The sequence below is a fragment of the Halomonas sp. SIMBA_159 genome, from assembly GCF_046536035.1.
Lineage (GTDB): Bacteria > Pseudomonadota > Gammaproteobacteria > Pseudomonadales > Halomonadaceae > Vreelandella > Vreelandella venusta_A.
On the sequence record NZ_JAWJBT010000819.1, the window covers coordinates 1 to 263 of the forward strand.

The 263-nt window shown below is 65.0% G+C and carries 1 pseudogene; it reads right to left on the minus strand.

From position 1 onward, the window contains the following. Positions 1 to 263: pseudogene (gene eno, locus R0J87_RS21500) on the minus strand (phosphopyruvate hydratase); the annotation flags it as partial.

The window sequence follows — 263 nt, forward strand, 5'->3', positions numbered from 1 at the left end:
GCCGCGGTCCGACAGAATCTTCTTCAGCGCGTGGAACACTTCAGCGCCGCAGCGCAGTGCTTCGCGGAAGGTCGGCTGGCTGACCGGCACGATCATGAATTCCTGGATGTCCAGGCTGTTGTTCGCGTGCGCGCCGCCATTGACGATGTTCATCATCGGCACCGGCAAGTGCATCGCGCCCGAGCCGCCGAAGTAACGGTAGAGCGGCAGGCCGGCTTCTTCAGCGGCGGCCTTCGCGACGGCCATGGACACGGCCAGCATCG